Below are 22,965 nucleotides of genomic sequence, written 5' to 3' on the forward strand. Positions count from 1 at the left end.
CATGGCAGGCAGCATACTGCCCGCGTCGCTTGGCGTCTCTGGCGGCTGATCAGAGGCGTTCGATCACCAGGGCGATGCCCTGGCCGACGCCGATGCACATGGTGCACAGGGCGTAACGGCCGCCGGTCAGCTCCAGCTGGTGCAGGGCGGTGGTGACCAGGCGTGCGCCGCTCATGCCCAGCGGGTGGCCCAGGGCGATGGCGCCGCCGTTGGGATTGACCCGCGGATCGTCGTCGGCCAGGCCCAGCTCGCGCAGCACGGCCAGGCCCTGGGCGGCAAAGGCTTCGTTGAGCTCGATCACGTCCATGTCGGCCAGCGCCAGGCCGGTCAGCTCCAGTACCTTGTGAGTCGCCGGCACCGGGCCGATACCCATGAGGCGTGGCTCGACGCCCGCCACCGCCAGGCCAAGCACCCGGCCACGGGCCTTGAGGCCGTGGCGTTGCGCGGCCCGTGGGCTGGCCAGCAGCAGGGCGCAGGCGCCGTCATTGACGCCCGAGGCATTGCCGGCGGTGACGCTGCCGCCCTCACGGAACGGCGTGCCCAGGCGCGCCAGTTGTTCCAGGGTGGTGTCGCCTCGTGGATGTTCATCGTGCTCGACGCGTTTGGGCGGGCCTTTGCGCTGCGGGATCTCCACCGTGACGATCTCCTGGGCCAGGCGGCCATTGGCCTGGGCGGCGGCGGCCTTGAGCTGGCTGCGCAGGGCGAAGGCATCCTGGTCTTCGCGGGAGATGTCGAAGCGCTCGGCGACGTTCTCAGCGGTTTCGGGCATCGAATCGATGCCGTATTGCGCCTGCATCGACGGGTTGACGAAGCGCCAGCCGATGGTGGTGTCGAACAGCTGCGCGTTGCGGCCAAAGGGCTGTTCCGACTTGCCCATGACGAAGGGTGCGCGCGACATCGACTCGACGCCGCCGGCCAGCATCAGCCCGGCTTCGCCGCAGCGCAGGGCGCGGGCAGCGTTGCCGATGGCGTCCAGGCCCGAGCCGCACAGGCGGTTGATCGTGGTGCCGGGCACCTCGATCGGCAGCCCGGCCAGCAGGCCGGCCATGCGCGCGACGTTGCGGTTGTCTTCGCCGGCCTGGTTGGCGCAACCGAGGATCACATCGTCCAGCGCCGCCCAGTCTAGCCCGGGGTGGCGCGCCATCAGCGCCTTGATCGGCACCGCGGCAAGGTCGTCGGGGCGCACGCTCGACAGGGCGCCGCCGTAGCGGCCGATGGGGGTGCGCACGGCATCGATGATCAGCGCGTGGGGCAGGCTGGCGTCAGTCATTTGAAGTCTCCGGCGACAGCACGGTGCCGCGCACTTTGTAGGATTTGCCGTGGAACAGGGCGATCAGTTCGCCCTGCTGGTTCTCGATGCGCACGTCGTAGTTGCCGGTGCGGCCTTTGCGGCTTTGTTCGCTGGCGCTGGCCTGCAGGCGGTCGCCGAGCCGCGCGGGGGCCACATAGTCGATGCTGCAACCCAGGGCCACGGCTGCTTCATCGTAGCTGTTGCAGGCGAAGGCGAAGGCCGAATCGGCCAGGGCGAACAGGTAGCCGCCATGGCAGGTGCCGTGGCCCTGGATCATGTCGGCTCGCACGGTCATGCCCAGGCGGGCGCTGCCGGGGCCGGCTTCGAGCAGCTCGATGCCCAGGCCCTGGCTGGCGGCGTCACGGCCGAACATGGCCTCGGCGCAGGCGCGGGCCAAAGTGTGTGCGGACTGATCAGCCATGCAGGCGACCTCCTTCGGCGTGGGTGCGGCGCAGCAACAGGGACGGTCGGTAACGTTCCTCGCCGTAGCTGCGTTGCAGGTTGTCGAGCACGTTCAGGGTGTAGCCGATGCCCAGGTCGTCGGCCCAGGCCAGCGGCCCGCGCGGGTAGTTGACCCCGGCGCGCATGGCCAGGTCGATGTCACCGGGAGTGCCTACTCCTTGCAGTACGGCGTCGGCGGCTTCGTTGGCGAGCATGGCCACGGTGCGCAGCACCACCAGGCCGGGCAGGTCGGCGACCGGGCAGGCGCTCAGGCCAGCCCGGGCAAGCAGGGCGACGGCCTGGTCCAGGGCCTCGGCGCTGCATTCGGCACTGTGGCTGATGGCCAGGCGCGTGGCGCTGGCGTAGTCCAGGGCCAGGTCCAGCAGCACCAGGTTGCGCAAGCCGTCCTCGCGGGCGCGCTGGCTGGCCAGGCGGCCATCGGACAGCGCCAGGGTGGCATCTCCCACGCGGAGCAGGCCGGCGCCGGCGCGCTCGGTGACGCCGACACCGTTGGCGCGCAAGCGCTCGACCAGGGGCTGCAGGGCACCCAGGTCGCCTTCAACCGTGCAGCGCTCTACAGGCGTCTGGCTGCTCAATGTCGCGGGCTGTAGCCGTTCGGCACCCTCGGCGTAGCTATAAAAGCCCTGGCCGCTCTTGCGCCCGAGGCGCCCGGCGTCGACCAGCTCTTTCTGCACCAGCGACGGCTGGAAGCGGAAATCGCCATAGAAGGCTTCGAACACCGAGCAGGTCACCGCGTAGTTGACGTCATGACCGATCAGGTCGGTCAGTTCAAAGGCGCCCATGCGAAACCCCCCGGCGTCGCGCAGCACGGCATCGAGGGTGGCGCAGTCGGCGGCGCCCTCCTGCAGCAGGCGCAGGCTTTCGGCATAGAAGGGTCGGGCCACGCGGTTGACGATAAAGCCCGGCGTCGAACGGGCATGCACCGTTTGCTTGCCCCAGGCCCGGGCGGTGTCGTAAAGCGTGGCCGCCAGGCTCGGCGCAGTGGCCAGCCCGGAGACGATCTCCACCAGCGCCATCAAGGGCGCCGGGTTGAAGAAGTGCATGCCAATGACCCGCTCCGGGTGCTTGAGCCCGGCGGCGAGGCTGGTGATCGACAGCGAAGAAGTGTTGCTGGCCAGGATGCAGTCCGTGGCGCACAGGGCTTCAAGCCGACGCAGCAGGTCCTGTTTGACTGGCAGTTGTTCGACGATGGCTTCGATCACCAGATGGGCCTTGGCCAGGGCGTCGAGGCTGTCCACCGGTTGCAGTCGGTCGCGGATCGCGCTGCGGCTGTCAGGCGCAAGCTTGCCTTTTTCCACCTGCCGGCCGAGCAGGCGATCGATGCCTTCGATCGCCTGCTCGGCTGCGCCGGGGCGCGTATCGTAGAGGCGCACGGGATGACCGGCCTGGGCCGCCACCTGGGCGATGCCGGCACCCATGGCGCCTGCACCGATCACTGCCACCAGGGCGTCGTTGTCGAGTGCGGCCATGGTCAGCGCCCCTTGAACACAGGCGTGCGTTTGTTCATGAAGGCGCTGACGCCCTCGCGGTAATCCTCGCTGCGCCCGGCCAGGCGCTGGAGGTCGCGCTCCAGTTCCAGCTGTTCATCGAAGCGGTTGTCGAAACTCTGGTTGAGGGCACGCTTGATCAAGGCCAGGCCGTAGGTGGGCTGGGCTGCCAGGTGACGGGCCAGGCCGAGTGCTTCGTCGCGCAGCGCGGCATCGTCCACCACCCGGTGGATCAGCCCCCATTGCTCGGCCTGCTCGGCGCTCAGGCGCTCGCCCAGCAGGGCCAGCGCCTTGGCCCGGGCCATGCCGACCAGTCTGGGCAGCAACCAGGTGCCGCCGGAATCCGGCACCAGGCCAATCTTGCAGAACGCCTGGATGAAGCTCGCCGAGCGTGCCGCCAGCACCAGGTCGCAGGCCAGTGGCAGGTTGGCCCCGGCACCGGCGGCCACGCCGTTGACCGCGCAGATCACCGGCAGCGGCAGGTCGCGCAAGCTGCGCACCAGCGGGTTGTAGAACTGTTCGATGGATTGGCCGAGGTCAGGCAGCTCGGCGCCGGGCGCGACATTGCGGTCGGCCAGGTCCTGGCCTGCGCAGAAGCCACGGCCTTCGCCGGTCAGCAGCAGCACGCGGGCGTGGTCGCTGTGGCGTACCTGCTTCAAGGCCTCGCGCACCTCCAGGTGCATCGCGGTGTTGAAGCTGTTGAGCTGCTCGGGCCGGTTGAGCGAGAGGAGGGCAACGCCGTCGTCGCCGATGGAAAACAGGATGTGCTGGAAAGACATGACTGGCTCGCTCCGTCAGTCGGTGGAAGGCTTACAGCCCTTGGAATCGGGCCGGGCGTTTTTCCTGGAAGGCGCGGATGCCTTCGTTGCGGTCGGCGGTGCCGGCCAGCAGGGTGAAGGCGTGGCGCTCGAAGCGCAGGCCGCTCGCCAGGTCCATGTCCTGGGCCTTGAGCAGCGCCTCCTTGGCCAGGCGCACCGCCAGCGGCGCCTTGGCGGCGATGGCGACGGCCACCTGCAGGGCGCGCTCGACGGCGAGTTCGGGCTCGGTGACTTCACTGACCAGGCCGGCCTGCAGGGCATGGCGGGCGCCGATGGCCTCACCGCCCAGGACCATCTGCATGGCCAGCGGCTTGCCCACGGCGCGCAGCAGGCGCTGGGTGCCGCCAGCCCCGGGAAGGATGCCGAGGTTGATTTCCGGCTGGCCGAAACGGGCGTCGCTGCCGGCGATGACGATATCGGCGCACATCACCAGTTCGCAGCCGCCGCCGAGGGCGAAGCCGTTGACGGCGGCGATCAGAGGTTTGGCGAAGCCGGTGATGCGTTGCCAGTGGGCCACCCGCGGGTCTTCGAGGATGCCGACCAGGTCGCGCTGGGCCATTTCGTTGATATCGGCGCCGGCGGCGAAGGCCTTGCGGCTGCCGGTAATGACCACGGCACGGATCTGCGGGTCCTGGTCGGCGGCATGCAGTTCTGCGGCCAGCTCTTCCAGCAGCGCTGTGTTCAGGGCGTTCAGGGCTTGCGGGCGGTGCAGGGTGATCAGACGGACACCGTCCGCCGGGGCCTGCACGATGAGGTTGCTTGGCATGGGATACCTCGGGCTGCACGTTCGGCGCCGGCTTGGGCCGGCTTTTCTTGGAGTTGTTCGTGGTGCTGGGGCAAGTATATGTTCAATGCGATACATAAAATCAACATAGAAATTGTAATTGCGTATCTGTATTTGAGGCGACGGCGCTATCGCGGGGCAAGCCCGCTCCCACGCAGCCTCGCTCTTACTATCACTCGGTGGGAGCGGGATTTCCCCACGATGAAGTCTGCACAGGTCTGAAGCTTGGTGAAGAAAGCGATACACCAGCAAGGCATTGACTAAGTGATTTGATCTGATACAGGATCGATAAGTCTTCTGAATCATATCGAGAGCCAGACCCATGCCCTGCTACCGCCTCGACGGCCTCACCCCCGTGGTCCACCCCAGCGCCTACGTACACCCAAGCGCCGTGCTGATCGGCGACGTGCTGGTCGGCGCAAACTGCTACATCGGCCCCTTGGCCTCGCTGCGCGGCGATTTCGGGCGAATCATCCTGGAGGAGGGCGCCAACCTGCAGGACACCTGCGTGATGCACGGTTTTCCCGGCGGCGACACGGTGGTCGAGCGCAACGGCCATATCGGCCATGGCGCCGTGCTGCATGGCTGCCGGATCGGCGAGGATGCCCTGGTCGGCATGAACGCGGTGGTCATGGACGCCGCGCATATCGCCCCGCGCTGCATCGTCGCCGCCACGGCCTTCGTCAAGGCCGGCTTCGAATGCCCGCAGCAACACCTGGTGGTCGGCGCGCCGGCCGTGGCCAAGCGCCCGCTCAGCGACCAGGAACTGGCCTGGAAGCAGCGCGGTACCGCCGAGTACCACCGCCTCGCCCGGCGTTGCCTGAGCGCGCTGGTGGAATGCCCGCCATTGACCGCGCCGGAGCAGGACCGCCCGCGCATGGGCGACTCCGGCTTCAGGCCCAAGGCCGAGGGCGGTGCATGAGCCTTGCGCGGTCGCGGCAGGCAGGTATAGTCGAGGCTTTAGCCGCGCCTCGTTCCCCCATGAGCAGCCTTGCCCCCCTGAATCACCTGATTACCCGTTTCCAGGAGCAGACGCCGATCCGCGCCAGCTCCCTGATCATCACCCTCTACGGCGATGCCATCGAACCCCATGGCGGCACGGTCTGGCTGGGCAGCCTGATCAACCTGCTGGAGCCGATGGGCATCAACGAGCGGCTGATCCGCACCTCGATATTCCGCCTGACCAAGGAAGGCTGGCTGACCGCCGAAAAGGTCGGCCGGCGTAGCTACTACAGCCTCACCGGCACCGGCCGGCGGCGCTTCGAAAAAGCCTTCAAGCGCGTCTACAGCGCCAGCCTGCCGGCCTGGAACGGCGCCTGGACCCTGGTGCTCCTGGCCCAGCTCGACGCCACCAAACGCAAGGCCGTGCGTGAAGAGCTCGAGTGGCAAGGCTTCGGCGTCATGGGCGTGAACCTGCTGGGCTGCCCGCGCACCGACCGTGCCGACCTGGCCGCCACCCTGCGCGAGCAGGATGCCGAGGACGACTGCATCGTCTTCGAAACCCACGCCCAGGAAGTGCTGGCCTCCAAGGCCCTGCGCGCCCAGGTGCGGGAAAGTTGGAACATCGAGGAACTGGGCCAGCACTACAGCGAGTTCATCCGCCTGTTCCGCCCGTTATGGCAGGCGATGAAGGACCTGGACGCGCCAAGCCCGCAGGACTGCTTCCTGGCGCGCACGCTGCTGATCCACGAATACCGCCGCCTGCTGCTGCGTGATCCGCAGTTGCCGGACGAGCTGTTGCCGGGGGATTGGGAAGGGCGCGCGGCGCGGCAGCTGTGCCGCAACTTGTACCGGCTGGTGCAGGGCAGGGCGGAGGAGTATCTGGCCAGCGCGCTGGAAACGGCGGATGGGCCGTTGCCGGATGCCAACGAGAGTTACTATCGACGTTTCGGCGGACTTGGCTGAGTGAAAGGAGCGGGCAAGCCCTCTTGTGCGAAGAGGGCGTGCAGATTGTCAGATGACAAAGAACCCATGGGTTGCGTCACGCCCCAGCTGATCCACCAATCCGAACTCCCAATCCAGATACCCCTGCATCGCTTCGCGCGGGTTATCCGTACCCTCGTAGGGCCGCCGATAACGATCGATGCGCGGCGCGCCCAGGCGCTGCTCGCCTTGTTCGGTCGGCAACCCGGCGGCGCTCCAGGCGCTGTTGCCGCCCTCGAGCACGAACACCGGCTTGCCGCTCAGGGCCGCCACCTCCGGCGCGGCATAGCGCGCCAGTTGGCTCGAGCCGCAGGTCAGGACGAAGTGTCGTGCTCCGGATAATGACGCCAGCACGTTCTTCAGCTGACTGCGCAGCGCCCACACCGCACCAGGAATATGCTGCCTGACATGGTTGGCGCTGGTGGTGAAGTCCAACACCTGGGTACCCGGTTCTGACAGCCAGTCGGCGAGAAGGGCGGGGCTGATGGTCTCGGCCTGGGGGGGCGCCGGCACGGGCGCGACCCAGGCACCGGGTTCCTTGAAGTCGACCGAGGACAACTCATCGAGCACCGCCACCGCCCAGCCCATCTGCGCCAGCCACGACGCGCTCATGTTGGCGCGCACGCCGTCGTCGTCCACCAGCACCAGGCGCGCGCCGCGCACGCTGGCGACATGGTCGGTCTCCTGCACCAGTTGGCCACCGGGCGTGGAGCGGGCGCCGGGCAGGTGGCCCACGGCAAACTCCTCGGGCGTACGAACATCGAACAGATAGGTGGTGCGCTGCGCTTCGGCCTGCCATTGGCGCAGGCCTGCCAGATCGATGCGTGCCACACCGGCGCGGTCGGCCACCTGGCGGGCGCGTTGCGCGGCGCTGTCGCGGGTGGTGGCGGTCACTGCGCGGAAACGGCGCGATTGGCCTTGCTCCAGGGTTTGCCCAGCGAGAGTCCAGCCGATGGTGCCGTTGCGCAGGGCCGCCACCGGGTTGGGGACGCCGGCATTGACCAGCGCCTGGGTGCCGATGATGCTGCGGGTGCGCCCGGCGCAATTGACGATCACCCGCGTATTCGGATCGGGGGCCAGCTCCGCCACGCGCAGCACCAGTTCGGCGCCGGGCACGCTGATGCCGCCGGGGATGCTCATGGTCTGGTACTCGTCGAAGCGGCGGGCATCCAGCACCACCACATCGGCGTTGGCGTCGAGCAGCGCCTTGACCTCTTCGGCCGCCAGCGACGGCGTATGGCGCTCGGCCTCCACCAGCTCGCCGAAGGCCTTGCTCGGCACGTTGACGTCGCGGAACAACTCGCCACCTGCTTCTCGCCAACCGGCCAGGCCGCCGTCGAGCAGCGCCACGTCGGTGTAGCCCAGGGCGAGCAGGCGCTGGGCGGCGGTCGACGCCAGCCCTTCGCCGTCGTCGTAGACAGTGATAGGCGTGTCGCGCCGTGGCACTCGGGCGTAGATCTCCAGCTCCAGGCGCGACAGCGGCACATTGGCGGCGAACAGCGGGTGGGCCTGGGCGAACGGGTCTTCCTCGCGGACATCGAGCAAGGCCAGTTCCTGGCCGGCGAGGAGGGCGGCGCGGATAGCGTGGAAAGTACGACGGGTGGCCTGGCTCATGCGCGGTTCTCTTTCGACAGATCCCAGAGGTTGGGCAGGTGGCTGTTGGAATAGCCGGAAATGAAGGGCTTCTCTTCGCCCTCGGCGCTGTACACCGCACGCCGCACGGCGCCGATGTTGGCGCCGTAGACATGGATGCTGATGGAAGTACGGTCGGCATGGGCATTGCGCACCTGGTGCAGGTCGCCGATACGCGGCGACACCGCGATCACCTCGCCGGGCGCGAGCCGCTCGGCCGGGCCCTCCGCCTGCAGGGCTCCGTGCGCCAGGGCATAGCCCTGGCTGATTTCGCTGCCGCGCAGCATGCCGATCAGCCCCCAGGTGCGGTGGTCGTGTACGGGTGTTTCCTGCCCCGGCCCCCAGACGAAACTGACGATGGAGAACCGCTGGCCGGAGTCGGCGTGCAGCAGGTATTGCTGGTAGCGCTCCGGGCTGGGCCGGGCGTAGTCGTCCGGCAGCCAGTCGTCGACACTGACCAGGTCGCGCAGCAGCCGCGCGCCGTGGTCGAGCAGGCGCGGCTCGTCCGGCGCCTGGGCGAGAAGGTCGGCCAGCTCGCCGATGAAGCTGCGTAGCCGTCCAAGGTTGGGCGTTTGAGACATGGGTTCCCTCGATGTCCGTCAGGTTAGGCAGCGCCGGGCGCTACCGTGGCGAGGAAAAAGGTATTATTCTTTTTGCGTATTTTTCCACATATTTATTATGCGAATTAAGAATGAAGATAGATGATATCGATGCATTCGTGGCCGTCATCCGCAGCCAGTCCATCAGCCAGGCGGCCGAATCGCTGCGCCTGACCCAGCCGGCCATCACCCGTCGGGTGCAGAACTTCGAGGAAGCCCTCGGCGTCAGCCTGCTGGACCGCAACACCAAACCATTGAAACCCACGCCCATGGGCATGCGCGTCTACGAGCAGTGCCGGGCGGTGCTGCGCGAGATGGACGCGCTGCGCGAACTGGTGCTCAGCGACGCCTTGCCCAGCGGCGCCTTGCGCCTGGGGGTGCCGCAGACCATCGGCGACGTGGTGTTGCTCGACGCCCTCAGCCAGCTCAAGGCGCTGTATCCCGACCTGCAGACCCAGGTCGCCACCGGTTGGGGCAGCCACCTGCTGGGCAAGATGGAGAACGGCGAGCTGGACGCGGTGGCGGCGCTGTTCCCGGCCGGCAAGGTGTTCCCCGAGGGCATCGTCGGTCGGTCGTTGGCGCGCATGGACCTGGTGGTGGTGGCTGCCCGCGGCGAGGTGGGCAAGCGCAGTTGCAAGCTTGCCGACTGCTACCAGCGTGGCTGGGTGCTCAACCCCGACGGCTGTGGTTTCCGTGCCGGTCTGCAGCGGGCGTTGAACGACGAAGGGCTGTCTCTGCGGATCAACCTGGAAACCTTCGGTACCGAGTTGCAACTGGGCTTGATCGCCAATGGCCTGGGCTTTGGCCTGGTGCCACGGCCGTTGCTGGACAACAGCCGCCACCGCGAGCGCCTGGACATCGTGCAGGTGAGTGATTTCAAGCCGGTGATCGACTTGTGGCTGATCCATCCGCGTTTTCTCGGCAACCTGCAGGCGCCGGTGGCGTTGTTTGGCGAGACCGTGGCGCAGCGGGTGGCGAATCAACCGTAGGCGCCGGGCTGAAATGGGGCTGCGTTGCAGCCCCGAAGCACCTATGCAAATTTAATATTTTGCATATGTTGGCAATTGTTGAATGCATTATTTGTATATTAGGTTAGAAGCAGATCGAATTTCACGGCACTTTTTAAGATCGATAGCATAAGGATCAAGCCAGGCACCGGCGGGCTTGATCGACACTCCCGCTGCGGCCAGCAATCAATGGATCGGCCTTGAGCGAGGAGATGGAATGTCCCGGCAAAGCAACACACTTGTCCCCGCCACGGCCCTGCTGACCCTGTTGCGCTGGCAGGGTTGGCGTAACCTTGGCCTGCGGCTGATCAGCCCGTTGCTGTTGCTGCTGGCGTGGGAACTTGCCTCGCGCAGCGGCCTGTTGCCGCCGCGAATCATCGCCGCGCCCAGCGCCATCGGCGACACCCTCTGGCAGATGATCGTCAGCGGCGAGCTGGCCGGGCATTTGTGGGTATCCCTCAAGCGTGCCCTGAGCGGCCTGGCCATCGGGGTCAGCGTGGGCACGCTGCTGGCGCTGCTCGCAGGCCTTTCGCGGCGTGGCGAACTCGCCATCGACTCGCCGGTGCAGATGCTGCGCACCTTGCCGTTCCTGGCCATCGTGCCGCTGTTCATCCTCTGGTTCGGCGTGGGCGAAACGCCCAAGATCGCCCTGATTGCCCTGGGCACCACCTTCCCGGTGTACCTCACCCTGTTCTCCGGCATCCGTGGCGTCGACCCCAAGCTGGTGGAGGCCGGGCAGCTGTTCGGCCTGGGGCGCCTGGGGCTGGTCTGGCACGTGATCCTGCCCGGCGCGCTGCCGGCGTTTTTTGTCGGCCTGCGCTACGCCTTCGGCATCAGCTGGCTGGGCCTGGTGGTGGTCGAGCAGATCAACGCCAGCGCCGGGCTGGGCTATCTGGTCAACGACGCCCGCGATTTCCTGCGCACCGACGTCATCGTCATCTGCCTGATCGTCTACAGCGTGCTCGGACTGTCCATCGATGCCCTCGTGCGCTTGCTCGAACGCCTGGCCCTGGCCTGGCGCCCCACCTTCATAAGGAACTGATCATGGAAGTCGCACTGCAACGCCTGCGCCCGCCGGTGCGGGTGCGCGGGCTCACGCGCAGGTTCCAGGGCCACACGGTGCTCGATGGCCTGGACCTGGACCTGGCGCCCGGCGAGTTCGTCGCCTTGCTCGGCCGCAGCGGCTCGGGCAAGACCACCTTGCTGCGAGCGCTGGCCGGCCTGGACCGGGTGGAGGCGGGCACGCTGGAGGTGCCCGGCGTGCATGCGGCGGTGTTCCAGGAGCCGCGGCTGATGCCCTGGAAGCGGGCCTGGCGCAATGTCCTCCTGGGCCTGAGGGGCGCCGAGCCAAAAGCGCGTGCCCTGGCGGCGCTGCGTGAAGTAGGCCTGGCGCACCGCACCGAGGCCTGGCCGGGCACCCTGTCCGGTGGCGAGGCCCAGCGCGTGGCCCTGGCCCGGGCACTGGTGCGCGAGCCGCAATTGCTGCTGCTCGACGAGCCGTTTGCCGCGCTGGACGCCTTGACGCGCATGCGCATGCACCAGTTGATCCTCGAACTGTGGCGCACCCATCAGCCATCGGTGCTGCTGGTCACTCACGACGTCGACGAAGCCTTGCTGCTGGCCGACCGGGTCGTGGTGCTGGACGCCGGGCGCATCGCCGAGCAGATCCCGATTCGCCTGCCGCGCCACCGCGAGGTGGCCAGCCGTGGCTTCCAGGCGCTGCGCCAACACCTGCTGGCCCTGCTCGGCGTCGAAGCGCCTGCGCCCAGCCATGCCCATACCCTCGCACGGACCGCCCAACGATGAGCCTCGACCTGCATACCGCCGCCAAGGCGGCCGACCTCGATTCGCCGGCCTTCGCCGACTTGCTGGCCCACCTGAGCGACGAATTCGCCGCCAGCGCCGCCGAGCACGATCGCCAAGGCAGCTTCCCCCACGCCAACCTGCGGCGCCTGCATGAACATGGCCTGCTGGCCCTGACCGTGCCGCGCCGCCTGGGTGGCAGCGAAGCGACGCTGGCCCAGGCCCGGCGGGTGATCGCCGCCGTGGCCCGGGGCGAGCCGTCCACCGCCCTGGTGCTGGTGATGCAGTACCTGCAGCACGCGCGCCTGCAACAGAACCAGGCCTGGCCTGAACACCTGCGCCTGCGCCTGGCCCGCGAGGCGGTGGCGGACGGCGCGCTGGTCAACGCCCTGCGCGTGGAGCCGGAACTGGGCACCCCGGCCCGGGGCGGCCTGCCGGGCACCGTCGCCCGGCGGGTGGCCGAGGGCTGGCGGATCAGCGGGCGCAAGATCTACTCCACCGGCATCCCCGGCCTGACCTGGCTGGCAGTATGGGCGCGCAGCGACGAGGAAGAGCCGCGGGTCGGCACCTGGCTGGTGCATCGCGACACACCGGGCATCCGCATCGAGGAAACCTGGGACCACCTGGGCATGCGTGCCACCTGCAGCCACGACGTGATCTTCGACGATGTACTGGTGCCCGCCGAGCACGCCGTGGATATCCTCCCGGCGCGCCAGCCACGCCCGTCCGAACTCGATCACAACGGCGTGCTGTGGCTGGCCGTGTTGCTGTCGAGTATCTACGACGGCGTCGCCCGTGCCGCCCGCGACTGGCTGGTGGGCTGGCTGGCCGGGCGCACTCCGGCCAATCTCGGCGCGCCGCTGTCGAGCCTGCCGCGTTTCCAGGAACTGGTGGGGCGCATCGACGCCTTGCTGCTGTCCAACCGAGTCCTGCTCGACGCCGCCGCCGAAGGGCGCATCCCGGCGAGCGAGGCCACCCAGGTCAAGTACCTGGTCACCACCCAGGCCATCAGCGCGGTCGAATTGGCCGTCGAAGCGATCGGCAACCCGGCGCTGGCCCGGGGCAACCCGCTAGAGCGGCATTACCGCGATGTGCTGTGCAGCCGTATCCACACCCCGCAGAACGACGCGGTGCTCGGCGCCGCCGGCCGCGCGGCGTTTGCCTTACCCAGCCGTGGCGGCCAGGCATGAGCGGCGTGCGCATCGCCAGTCAGCTGGACGCGCGGTTCAACGCGTTGCTGGCCGCCGCCGTGCCAGGCGTGGAAATCCTGGTGCTGCCCAGGGGCGTACCCCATGGGCTGCCGGACGATGTTCGGGTCCTGCTGGCCGCGCCCGACCCTGGCCTGCGTGATGCCGTTGCGCCGCCCTCGGGCTGGCCGTTCGGGCTCGGTTTCGTGCAACTGGTCAGCTCCGGCATCGACTACTTTCCCGGTTGGTTGCTCGAGCCGGTGCCTGTGGCCAGTGCTCGTGGGGTGACGGCGGACAGCCTGGCCGAGTTCGCCCTGGCGGCGATGTTCGCCGCCGCCAAGCAACTGCCGCAGCTGTGGATCGACGAGCCCGGGCAATGGCAGCCACGTCCGCTGGCCTCGTTGGCCGGCAGCACCTTGGCGATCTACGGTTTCGGGCGGATCGGCCAGGCGCTGGCGCGCAAGGCCCTGGCCCTGGACATCGAGGTGATCGCCCTGCGGCGTTCGGCCAGGCCGTTCGAGGTGGCCGGCGTACGGGGCGCCGCCAGCGTCGAGGAACTGTTCGCCCGCGCCGATCACCTGGTACTGGCGGCACCGGCCGACCCGTCGACCCGGCATGTCGTCGATCGGCGTAGCCTCGCCCACGCCAAGCCCGGTCTGCACCTGATCAATATCGCCCGGGGCAGCCTGGTGGACCAGGACGCCTTGCTCGATGCCCTGGACAGCGGCCAGGTGGCCCTGGCCAGCCTCGATGTCACCGAGCCCGAGCCGTTGCCGGCCGGGCACCGGCTGTACGGCCATCCCAAGGTCCGGCTGAGCCCCCATACCTCGGCCAACACGCCGCAGGTGTACCGCAACCTCGCCGCGCTGCTGGCGCGCAACCTCGAACATTTGCGCAGCGGACGACCGCTGGAGAACCTGCTGGCCCAAGGAGAGACCACATGAGCGCCAGGCTGAGCCGCCTACCCACCGCCTATTCATTGCCCCGCGACGGCCACACCGTGCATCGCTGGCAGGACCCGCCCCAGCAACCGACCCACGAGGCCGAGCGCCTGCTGCGCAAGCAGCGCCTGGCCGGCTCGTTCCGCCTGTTCGCCCGGCATGGTTTCGACATGGGCGGCGCCGGCCATATCACCGTGCGCGACCCCCAGTTCCCCGATCACTTCTGGGTCAATCCGGTGGGCGTGTACTTCGGCCATATCCGCGTCAGCGACCTGCTGTTGGTGAATCCTCGGGGCGAGATCGTCGAAGGGCAGGGCGCGTTGAACCTCGCCGCCTTTGCCATCCACGCCGCGCTGCACGAGGCGCGCCCGGACGTGGTGGCCGCCGCCCATGCCCATTCGTTGTACGGCAAGGCCTGGTCGAGCCTGGGACGCCTGCTCGACCCGCTGACCCAGGACGCCTGCGCCTTTCATGGCAAGCACGCGCTGTTCGACAACTTCACCGGGGTGGTGCTGGAGGCCAGCGAGGGCGCGCGCATCGCCGCCACACTGGGGCCGGACAAGGTCGCGCTGATCTTGCAGAACCATGGGCTGCTGACTGTCGGGCGCACAGTGGAAGCGGCGGTGTGGCGCTTCATCGCCCTGGACAACGCCGCCCACGCGCAACTATTGGCCGAGGCCGCCGGCACGCCCCGGCCGATCCCGGCGGCGGTGGCCGGGCACACTGCGCGCCAGGTCGGTACCGAGTTCGGCGGCTGGTTCAGCTTCCAGCCGTATTGGGACCGCCTGCTGCGCGACGAACCTGACTTTCTCGACTGAGTGCAAGGAGGCGCCATGAATCGCCGTCGTTTTCTGCAGTACAGCGCCCTGGGCGGGCTCGCCTGCGCGCTGCCCGGTGTCTTTGCCCGCGACTGGCAAGGGCTGACCCTGGGCGTGGCCACCTACAAGGGCGCCGCGCCGACCTTCTTCGAACAGGCCGGCATCGAGCGCCCACCGTATGGCGTGAAATACGCCGAGTTCAATGGCGGCAACCTCGGTTTCGAGGCGCTGGTCAGCGGTACCCTGGACCTGGCGCCGATGAGCGAGATCCCGCCGATCTTCGGTATCCGCAACCAGGCGCCGGTCAGGCTCATCGCCGTGCTGACCGGTGATGTCAACAACCAGGCCTTCATCGTGCCCAGGGGGTCGACGATGCAATCGCTGACCGAGCTGCCGGGCAAGCGGGTCGGTTACATCCGCTCCACATCGTCGCACTACTTGCTGCTGCGCGCCCTCAAGGACCAGGGCCTGACCCTGGCGGACATCCAGCCCCTGGCGCTGACGCCCCAGGATGGCTTCGCCGCGTTCCAGAACGGCAACCTGGATGTCTGGGTGACCTTTGGCTACTTCATCCAGCTGGCCGAGCTGCGCAGCGGTGCGCGGGTGCTGCGCACCGGGCAGGGCTACCTGTCGGGCAACTACGTGATCGCCGCCAACCGGCGGGCAATCGAGGATCCGCTCAAGCGCGCGGCGATCGAGGACTATGTACGCCGCGAGTACCGCAGCTGGCAATGGGTGCAGCACCACCCCGAGGCGTGGGCGGCGCGATGCGAGCAGGTGCTGGGCATCCCCCGGGAAGTGTTCATTGCCCAGTACAAGGCCCAGAGCGGGCCGCGGGTGCTGCAGGCGGTGGACGATGCCGCGGTGCGGTCGCAGCAGGACGTGGCCGACACCTTCCACGCCGCCGGCGTACTGCCCCAGCGCCTGGACGTGGCGCCGTTGTGGGATCGCAGTTTCAGCTGGACAGAGTGATTCATGCGGCCTCCCGCAGGGCCGTGCCTGGTGAAAAGGACTTCCATGCCTAGCTCAACTCGATACGCCTGGTTGCCGCTGGCACTGGCCTGCAGCACCGCGCTGGCCGATGTCGCGCCCTCGACCCGCGCCCTGCATGAGCGCCTGATCGTGCTCGACAGCCACCTGGACACGCCCATGCAACTGGCCCGGCCTGGCTGGGACATCGGGCAGCGCCACCGCTATGCCGACGATCTGTCCCAGGTCGACCTGCCGCGCATGCGCGACGGTGGCCTGGACGGCGGATTCTTCGCCATCTTCACCCCCCAGGGTCCGCTCACGCCCGAGGGACGCACCCTGGCCAGCGAACATGGCTTGGCGGTCATCACCCGCATCCGCGACATGGTCGCCGTCCGGCCGGACGCGTTCGCCCTGGCCACGCGGGCGCAGGAGGTGCCGGCGATCGTTGCCTCAGGGCGGCGGGTGGTGCTGATCAGCATGGAAAACGCCGAACCGCTGGCGGCCGACCCCGGCCGGCTGGCCACCTACCACCGCCTGGGCTTGCGCATGCTGGGCCTGGTGCATGCGCAGAATAACGATTTCGCCGATTCGGCCACTGCCTTGCCGCATTGGCATGGGCTGAGCCCGGCCGGCCGCGAGTTGGTGCAGGCAGCCAACCGCCTGGGGATCCTGATCGATGTGTCCCATACCTCCGATGCGGTGTTCGATCAGGTGTTGGCGTTGTCCCGTGCCCCGGTGATCGCCTCGCATTCCGGCGCCCGGGCCATCGGCCCGCATCCGCGCAATCTCGATGACGCACGTTTGCGCCAGCTTGCTGCTGGGGGCGGGGTGGTGCAGGTCAACACCTACGCCAGCGACCTGGTGCCGCGTGCGCCGAATCCCGCCCGGGACAAGGCCCTGGCACCGCTGTACCGGGAGTTCCGCCTGGCGGCCAGCCTGCCGCCTGCGCAGGTAGCGGACCTGGCCCGGCGCATACGCGAGGTCGAGGCCCGGTATCCGTTGCCGGCAACCAGCCTGGACGACTTCATGGCGCATCTGCTGCACATCCTTGACGTAGTCGGGCCACGGCATGTCGGCATCGGCGCGGATTGGGATGGCGGCGGCGGGGTGGCAGGGCTGCGCGATGTCAGCGATTTGCCGGAGATCACCGCGCGGTTGCTGGCAGCGGGGTACAGCGAGCAGGACCTCGCGGATATCTGGGGAGGGAACCTGTTGCGAGTGATGGAAGAGGCGCAGGCCGCTGCTGCCGCGAGCTCAGGTGTTTCAAAATAATTATGCGTTTTGTGCAGAATGCAAAGCTTGAGACATTACACATTTTAATATTTGCATATGCTCAAAATGTATTTCTCTTAACCCATCCCGCTCTCTAGGATGGCTCCACATAGAGCGTTTTCGTAGCTTGATAACATCAAGCCATAACTGAAAGCGATAACCGTGGACCAGGGAGAGTGCCCGCGATGCCATTGACCAGACGACAGCTCATTGCCCGTATCGGTGTGGTCGGTGGCCTGCAGGCTGCCACGGCGGCACTGGGCCTGTTTGGCACGTCGGGGTCGGCACGGGCCAGCCAGGAGAACTACGCCGCGTTGCCACTGGCCCGTGTAGGGCAGGGCGCCACTGTCACCGTGGTCGGCGCTGGCATCGGCGGCCTGGTGGCGGCCTACGAGCTGCGCAAGGCCGGTTTCGCCGTCACCCTGCTGGAAGCCCGCGAACGGGTAGGTGGGCGCAACTGGACCGTGCGCCGGGGGGATCGAGTCGCGTTCACCGATGGCAGCGTGCAGACCGTCGCGTTCGACGAGGGTTTCTACCTCAACGCCGGCCCCGGCCGACTGCCCAGCCACCACAAGTTGATGCTCGGCTATTGCCGCGAGCTGGGAGTGGCGCTTGAGGTGCTGGTCAACACCAGCCGCAACGCCCTGGTGCGTCCCGACCTCGACCAGCCGCCGATGCAGATCCGCCAGGCGGTCAACGACAGCCGTGGGCACCTGGCCGAACTGCTGGCCAAGGCCGTCGACCGCCAGGCCCTGGACCAGGAACTGAGCCTGGACGACCGGCGCAACCTGCTGGGCTTCCTGCGCACCTGGGGCGACCTGTCGGAGAAACTCGAGTACCTGGGCTCGGCGCGCTCGGGCTACAAGGTCTGGCCCGGGGCCGGCGACCAGCAAGCCCTGCGCAACGACCCGCTGCCCCTGCGCACCTTGCTCAACCCGGCCCTGGGCACGGCACTGATGATCGATGAGTACCCGGAGTTCTCGCCGACCATGTTCCAGCCGGTGGGCGGCATGGACCGTATTCCCCTGGCCTTCCAGCGCCACCTGCAGGATGTTCTGCGCCTGGGGGCCGAGGTGGGCTCGATCCGCAATTTCGAGGATCGGGTGGAGATCGGTTACCAGCAGCAGGGTAAGCCACAGCGCATCACCAGCGACTATGCGGTGATCGCCTTGCCGCTTCCGTTGCTGGCGAAGCTCGACAGCAACTTCAGCGCCCAGGTGCGCCAGGCGATCGCCGCCGTGCAATTCGGCCATGCCAACAAGGTGGCCTGGCAGTCCCGCCGGTTCTGGGAGACCGACTACCAGATCTACGGCGGCCTGTCGTTCATCAATCAGGCGTCTTCCGGCCTGTGGTACCCCAGCGGTGGCTTCAACCAGGCCGAGGGCATTCTCGTCGCCGCCTACAACAACGGCGAGACTGCCCGCCAGTTCGCCGACAAGTCGGTCGCCGAGCAGATCGCCCTGTCGCGCCAGGCCGTGGAGCTGCTGCACCCCGGTCACGGCCACGAACTGCGCAAGCCGTTGGTGGTGGACTGGGGGCGCATACCCCACAGCCTCGGGCCGTGGATCAGCCACCCGCTGGCCGACGCCGACTACGATCTGCTCAACCAAGCCCAGGGGCGGGTGCACCTGACCAGCGACGCGCTGGCCCACAGCGGCATCGGCATCTGGCAGGAGACCGCCGCCGGCGCTGCCCGGCGGGTGGTGCGCAACCTGTGCGAGCGTGCTCAGGGGACCGCGCAGGGCCGGCAGATCGCCTGAGCAATACACACCGAAAACCATCTGCCAGGTAGCGGACCTCCGAGGCTGGCGCCTACACATCAGTGGAGCTTCGCCATGCCTTTCAAGCACGCCCTTCTGGGGTTGGGGGTCCTGTTCGCGGCGGCCAGCCAGGCCGCCGATATCGAGCGCGTCCCCTCGACCTATCCCAACTCGCCGATCCTGCAGTCGGCGACCCTGCCGCCGGGCACGGCGCTGACCTTCGTCTCGGGGATCCTGCCCGACCCGGCCGACCCCAAGGCGCCCAAGGATGAGCTGCGCGCCAATGGCGACACCGAGGCGCAGACCGTGGCGGTGCTGCGCAAGGTCGAAGCCGCCCTGGCGCCGCGCGGCCTCGGCCTGGGCGATGTGGTGCAGTTACGGGTGTACCTGGTCGGCGACCCGCAATTGCAGGGGCGCATGGATTTCGACGGCCTGCAGCGCGGCTTTCGCCAGTTCTTCGGCAGTGAGCGCCAGCCGTTGAAACCGACCCGCACCACGGTGCAGGTGGCCGGGCTGGTATTGCCCGGCGCCCTGATCGAAGTCGAGGCGGTCGCCGCCAAGGCCCGTTGAGCCCCCGAACCCGAGAGCGGCGGCCGGGTCATGGCCGCCACAAGGAATATCCGCAGATGCCCAAGACCTTCAAGCTTTCCCCTGTGGCCACCGCCCTGGCCCTGAGCCTGGCCGGCGAGGCTATCGCCGCCGAAGACCCGGCGCTGTCTACCGTGGTGGTGACCGGCGTGCGCGGCAGCCAGCAGCGTACCGTGACCGACAGCCCGGTGCCGGTGGATGTGATCTCCGGCGAACAACTGCGCACCAGCGGCCAGAACGGCCTCAAGGACATGCTCACGCGCCTGCTGCCCTCGTTCAACGCGCCGACCATCAACGGTGGCGGCACCGCCTTCCTGGTACGCGGCATCAGCATGCGCGGCCTGGGCGGCGACCAGGTGCTGATCCTGGTCAACGGCAAGCGCCGGCACAATACGGCGATGATCAACAACAACGCGCGGGTCGGCACGGCTGCGGTACCGGTGGACCTGGACCTGATTCCCACCGCGGCGATCGAGCGCATCGAGGTGCTGCGCGACGGCGCGGCGGCGCAGTACGGCTCCGACGCCATCGCCGGGGTGATCAACATCATCCTCAAGCAGGACGCCGAGGGCATTACCTCCGACAGCTCCGTCGGCCAGTACTATGCCGGGGACGGCACCAGCGGCCATGAGGCGGCCAACGCCGGCTTCGACCTGGGCGACGGTGGTTTTCTCAACCTGTCGTTCGACGCCAAGGTACAGGAACCCTACGACCGCGCCGGCGCCGTGCGTGGCAACTTCACCACCCTGGCCAACGGCCAGCCCGACCCGCGCCTGAGCGAACGCCACGGCTGGGGCGAGGAATACGGCCTGGGCCGCGACCGCACCTACAGCGGCGCCTACAACCTGGAACTGCCCCTGGGCGAGGAACTGAAGCTGTACTCGTTCTCCACCCTCAGCTACCGCGACGGCAAGAAGGTCCTCGGCCACCGCGCGCCCACCGACATCACCGCCACCAACTGGCTGGCCAACCCGCCTTATCCGAAGGGCGGCCAGGCCACCCGCGAAGTGGAGGAGACCGACTACCAGTTGCTCGCCGGTCTCAAGGGCCTGGCCGCCGAGTGGGATTGGGACCTGTCGACCACCTATGGCCGCGACAAGGCCAAGCTGTACACCGACAACAACCTCAACCTGTCCAACGACCCGTTGCTGAGCCAGCGCCGCTTTCACCTGACCGACGAGATCTTCGACCAGTGGACCACCAACCTGGACTTCAGTCGGGCCCTGGACATTGGCTGGAGCAGCCCGCTGGAAACCTCGTTCGGCGTCGAGTACCGCTGGGAGAAGTATCAACTCACCGAGGGCGAACCCAATTCCTACAACTATGGCGACTACGTCATCCCAAGCGGCCCGTTGGCCGGACGGCGTCCGGACCCAGGCCTGTTCTCGGTCAACGGCACCACGCCGGAGGATGCCGGGCAGATGATCCGCCATAGCGGTGCGGCCTACGTCGACTTTGGCCTCAACCTCACCCCGCAGTGGTACAGCGCCTTCGCCCTGCGCTACGAGCGCTACAACCAGGAGGTCGGCGAGACCGTCAGCGGCAAGTTCACCACCCGCTACGAGTTCGCCCCGGGTTATGCGGTGCGCGCGGCGGTGAGCAATGGTTTCCGTGCGCCGTCGCTGGCGCAGAACGTGTTCTCTTCGACCAGCTCGGTGACGATCTTTGGCGCCGGCGGCAGCACCAGTACCGCACGCACCAAGCAGATGCGCCCCGGCTCGCCAGAGGCCATCGCCCTCGGCGCCCAGACCCTGGAACCGGAGAAGTCGCGCAACTACAGCCTGGGCTTCACCGCCGAGCCCACCGAGCGCCTGCGCCTGACTGCCGACTTCTACCTGATCGACATCGACGACCGCATCCTGCAGACCGGCGTGCTCACCGGGCCCGCGGTGTCGCAAATCCTGGTGGCCAACGGCCTGTCGCCTGACTTGTCCGGGCAGTACTTCGCCAACGCCGCGGACACCCGCACCAAAGGCGTCGACCTGGTGGCCGAGTACCGCCAGCCGCTCGCCGAGTACGGCACCGTGCGCTGGAGCCTGGCCTACAACCGCAACAAGACCATCATCCGTGACCTGGCCGACACCCCGGCGAGCCTGTCGAGCCTCGGCGCAGGGTACGTGCTGTTCGACCGCCAACAGCAGATCGACCTGACCAAGGCCACGCCCAAGGACAAGTGGATCCTCAACAGCAACTACAAGGTCGACGACTGGACGGTGAACCTGACCCTGACCCGCTACGGCGAGTACACCGAAGGCTCGAACATCCCGGCCAACGACCGCACCTACAGCGCCAAGTGGATCACCGACATCGACGTGGCCTACGACCTCACCCAGAACATCACGGTGGCGCTGGGGGCCAACAATCTGTTCGACAAGTACCCGGACAAGATCGGCATCGTGCCCTGGGCCGGGACCTACGAGTACGGGATGTTCTCGCCCTATGGACTGGGTGGGGGTTACTACTACGGCCGCGTGAGCCTGGCGTTCTGATGAGTCATTTATTCAGTGGGCGTCACATGCTGACGGGGTTGCTGTGCCTGGTGCTGGGGGGCGTTCACGCAGACGAAACACTGCGCGTCTCCAGCCAGAAGAACTCGCTGCAGGTGCTGCTGCAGGCCGCCGGCGAGCTCGACGATGTACCGTACCCCCTGGAGTTCGCCGCCTTCGGCGCCGCCGCACCCACCGCCGAGGCCCTGGCGGCCGGCGCGGTGGATATCGGCACCCTGGGCACCGCGCCGTTCGTGTTCGCCACTGCGGCCGGCGCCGGGCTCAAGACCGTCGGGGCGGTGCGCCTGCAGGTGACGCCCACGGCGGTGGCGATCGTCGTGCCCGAAGCGTCGCCGCTGAGCGACGCGACATCGCTGGTGGGCCGGCGCATCACCACCACCCGTGGCTCCATCGGCCACTACCTGGCGCTGGCAGCGTTGCGCGCCACTGGCCACAGCGGCCGCGACGCCACGTTCGTGTTTCTCCAACCAGGCGAGTCGCGCAGCCTGCTGGCCAACGGCGGCGCCGACGCCTGGGCCACCTGGGACCCGTACACCAGCATGGTCCAGCTCGAAGGCGGCACGCGGGTGCTGGTCAGCGGCGAAGGCTTGTTCGCCGGCAACATGCTGCTGGTGGCCAACCCTGCGGCGATCCGCGACAAGCCGGCGCAACTGCGGGATTTCCTGCGCCGGGTTGGCCGCGCCTGGGACTGGGCCAACGCCCATGTCGAGCAGTTTTCGGCGATCCAGGCCCGCCAGAGCGGGCTGCCGCTGGAGGTGCACCTACGCTCGAACCGCTTTTCACAGCCACGCAGGGTCGCGGTGGACGACGCGCTGGTCAGGGACTTGGCCGACACCGCCCGGCTGTACCAGGACGAGGGAGTGATCACCCCGGGCTTCGTTGCCAAACAACAGGTGGACGAGCAGTTCAATGAAGCACCGGAAGTTCAGTGAAAGTTGTCCGCTGCGCGTAACTTAAGTTGTAATTTTTATAATGTTCATGCGCATTGCTGATAATGGCTGAAGTTGTTCAGTAATATTTTGAAAAAAGTTTTGAGGCTAGAGAAAAACGATATTTCACAAGTGCTTGCCGCTTGTTGAAGATGGCCTGGCGACCATCGGAAGTCGCCGGTTAG

At 67.7% G+C, this 22,965-nt stretch carries 21 protein-coding genes; 14 read left to right on the forward strand and 7 right to left on the reverse strand.

Features of this window, described 5'->3' with window-relative positions; translation table 11 throughout:
- Positions 1 to 49: 49 nt before the first annotated feature.
- From pcaF to paaF, 5 genes are read right to left on the reverse strand one after another with little or no spacing between them, the layout of a single operon-like run.
- Positions 50 to 1,270 carry a 3-oxoadipyl-CoA thiolase gene (gene pcaF / locus KHO27_RS09295; protein ID WP_111532872.1) on the reverse strand — a complete coding sequence of 407 codons (1,221 nt, stop codon included), beginning with the start codon at positions 1,268 to 1,270 and terminating at the stop codon, positions 50 to 52.
- On the reverse strand, positions 1,263 to 1,712 hold the full coding sequence (gene paaI, locus KHO27_RS09300; RefSeq protein ID WP_110703327.1) for a hydroxyphenylacetyl-CoA thioesterase PaaI: 450 nt from the start codon (positions 1,710 to 1,712) through the stop codon (positions 1,263 to 1,265). The genes pcaF and paaI overlap by 8 nt, the downstream gene beginning before the upstream one ends.
- Entirely contained in the window at positions 1,705 to 3,222 is a 1,518-nt protein-coding gene (gene paaH / locus KHO27_RS09305; RefSeq protein ID WP_214501657.1) for a 3-hydroxyacyl-CoA dehydrogenase PaaH, read from the reverse strand. Before paaH ends, paaI begins: the two co-directional genes overlap by 8 nt.
- A 2-nt stretch (positions 3,223 to 3,224) precedes the next feature.
- Positions 3,225 to 4,019, reverse strand: coding sequence for a 2-(1,2-epoxy-1,2-dihydrophenyl)acetyl-CoA isomerase PaaG (gene paaG, locus KHO27_RS09310; protein ID WP_102682036.1), 795 nt, complete (start codon positions 4,017 to 4,019; stop codon positions 3,225 to 3,227).
- 31 nt (positions 4,020 to 4,050) lie between these two features.
- Positions 4,051 to 4,824 (reverse strand): 2,3-dehydroadipyl-CoA hydratase PaaF, encoded by a 774-nt coding sequence (paaF, locus tag KHO27_RS09315; protein WP_110703333.1) that lies wholly within the window; start codon positions 4,822 to 4,824, stop codon positions 4,051 to 4,053.
- 340 nt (positions 4,825 to 5,164) lie between these two features.
- Between paaF and paaY the strand changes: the two genes are divergently transcribed.
- The gene (gene paaY / locus KHO27_RS09320) at positions 5,165 to 5,764 is read left to right on the forward strand and encodes a phenylacetic acid degradation protein PaaY (RefSeq protein ID WP_110703336.1); all 600 of its coding nucleotides are present in this window, start codon (positions 5,165 to 5,167) and stop codon (positions 5,762 to 5,764) included.
- A gap of 59 nt (positions 5,765 to 5,823) precedes the next feature.
- Positions 5,824 to 6,747 carry a phenylacetic acid degradation operon negative regulatory protein PaaX gene (paaX, locus tag KHO27_RS09325; RefSeq protein ID WP_111532870.1) on the forward strand — a complete coding sequence of 308 codons (924 nt, stop codon included), beginning with the start codon at positions 5,824 to 5,826 and terminating at the stop codon, positions 6,745 to 6,747.
- Positions 6,748 to 6,795: 48 nt separating this feature from the next.
- Here the strand turns inward: paaX and KHO27_RS09330 are convergent, their stop codons facing one another.
- Entirely contained in the window at positions 6,796 to 8,379 is a 1,584-nt protein-coding gene (locus KHO27_RS09330) for a rhodanese-related sulfurtransferase (RefSeq protein ID WP_214501658.1), read from the reverse strand.
- Positions 8,376 to 8,978: a cysteine dioxygenase family protein gene (locus KHO27_RS09335; RefSeq protein WP_110703345.1), complete on the reverse strand. Its 603-nt coding sequence runs from the start codon at positions 8,976 to 8,978 to the stop codon at positions 8,376 to 8,378. Before KHO27_RS09335 ends, KHO27_RS09330 begins: the two co-directional genes overlap by 4 nt.
- A gap of 110 nt (positions 8,979 to 9,088) precedes the next feature.
- Here KHO27_RS09335 and KHO27_RS09340 point away from each other — a divergent pair, with 110 nt between their 5' ends.
- From KHO27_RS09340 to KHO27_RS09395, 12 genes are all read left to right on the forward strand, one after another.
- Positions 9,089 to 9,985: a LysR family transcriptional regulator gene (locus KHO27_RS09340; protein ID WP_102682030.1), complete on the forward strand. Its 897-nt coding sequence runs from the start codon at positions 9,089 to 9,091 to the stop codon at positions 9,983 to 9,985.
- A 235-nt stretch (positions 9,986 to 10,220) separates the two neighbouring features.
- The gene (locus KHO27_RS09345) at positions 10,221 to 11,045 is read left to right on the forward strand and encodes an ABC transporter permease (protein ID WP_110703348.1); all 825 of its coding nucleotides are present in this window, start codon (positions 10,221 to 10,223) and stop codon (positions 11,043 to 11,045) included.
- A gap of 2 nt (positions 11,046 to 11,047) precedes the next feature.
- Positions 11,048 to 11,809, forward strand: a complete 762-nt coding sequence (locus KHO27_RS09350) for an ABC transporter ATP-binding protein (protein WP_110703351.1) — start codon at positions 11,048 to 11,050, stop codon at positions 11,807 to 11,809.
- Positions 11,806 to 12,996, forward strand: coding sequence for an acyl-CoA dehydrogenase family protein (locus KHO27_RS09355; RefSeq protein WP_110703355.1), 1,191 nt, complete (start codon positions 11,806 to 11,808; stop codon positions 12,994 to 12,996). The genes KHO27_RS09350 and KHO27_RS09355 overlap by 4 nt, the downstream gene beginning before the upstream one ends.
- Complete coding sequence (locus KHO27_RS09360) at positions 12,993 to 13,937, forward strand: NAD(P)-dependent oxidoreductase (RefSeq protein WP_214501659.1); 945 nt, start codon at positions 12,993 to 12,995, stop codon at positions 13,935 to 13,937. Before KHO27_RS09355 ends, KHO27_RS09360 begins: the two co-directional genes overlap by 4 nt.
- Entirely contained in the window at positions 13,934 to 14,752 is an 819-nt protein-coding gene (locus KHO27_RS09365; protein ID WP_110703361.1) for a class II aldolase/adducin family protein, read from the forward strand. The genes KHO27_RS09360 and KHO27_RS09365 overlap by 4 nt, the downstream gene beginning before the upstream one ends.
- A gap of 15 nt (positions 14,753 to 14,767) precedes the next feature.
- Positions 14,768 to 15,724, forward strand: coding sequence for an ABC transporter substrate-binding protein (locus tag KHO27_RS09370; RefSeq protein ID WP_214501660.1), 957 nt, complete (start codon positions 14,768 to 14,770; stop codon positions 15,722 to 15,724).
- A 45-nt stretch (positions 15,725 to 15,769) separates the two neighbouring features.
- Positions 15,770 to 16,996, forward strand: a complete 1,227-nt coding sequence (locus tag KHO27_RS09375) for a dipeptidase (RefSeq protein WP_111532864.1) — start codon at positions 15,770 to 15,772, stop codon at positions 16,994 to 16,996.
- Positions 16,997 to 17,181: 185 nt separating this feature from the next.
- Positions 17,182 to 18,756, forward strand: a complete 1,575-nt coding sequence (locus KHO27_RS09380; protein ID WP_110703367.1) for a flavin monoamine oxidase family protein — start codon at positions 17,182 to 17,184, stop codon at positions 18,754 to 18,756.
- A gap of 75 nt (positions 18,757 to 18,831) precedes the next feature.
- Positions 18,832 to 19,326, forward strand: coding sequence for a RidA family protein (locus KHO27_RS09385; protein ID WP_110703370.1), 495 nt, complete (start codon positions 18,832 to 18,834; stop codon positions 19,324 to 19,326).
- A 56-nt stretch (positions 19,327 to 19,382) separates the two neighbouring features.
- Complete coding sequence (locus tag KHO27_RS09390; RefSeq protein WP_110703372.1) at positions 19,383 to 21,833, forward strand: TonB-dependent receptor plug domain-containing protein; 2,451 nt, start codon at positions 19,383 to 19,385, stop codon at positions 21,831 to 21,833.
- Positions 21,833 to 22,783, forward strand: a complete 951-nt coding sequence (locus KHO27_RS09395) for an aliphatic sulfonate ABC transporter substrate-binding protein (RefSeq protein WP_214501661.1) — start codon at positions 21,833 to 21,835, stop codon at positions 22,781 to 22,783. The genes KHO27_RS09390 and KHO27_RS09395 overlap by 1 nt, the downstream gene beginning before the upstream one ends.
- Positions 22,784 to 22,965: the final 182 nt, after the last annotated feature.

The sequence above is a fragment of the Pseudomonas sp. RC3H12 genome, from assembly GCF_018596375.1.
Classification (GTDB): Bacteria; Pseudomonadota; Gammaproteobacteria; order Pseudomonadales; family Pseudomonadaceae; genus Aquipseudomonas.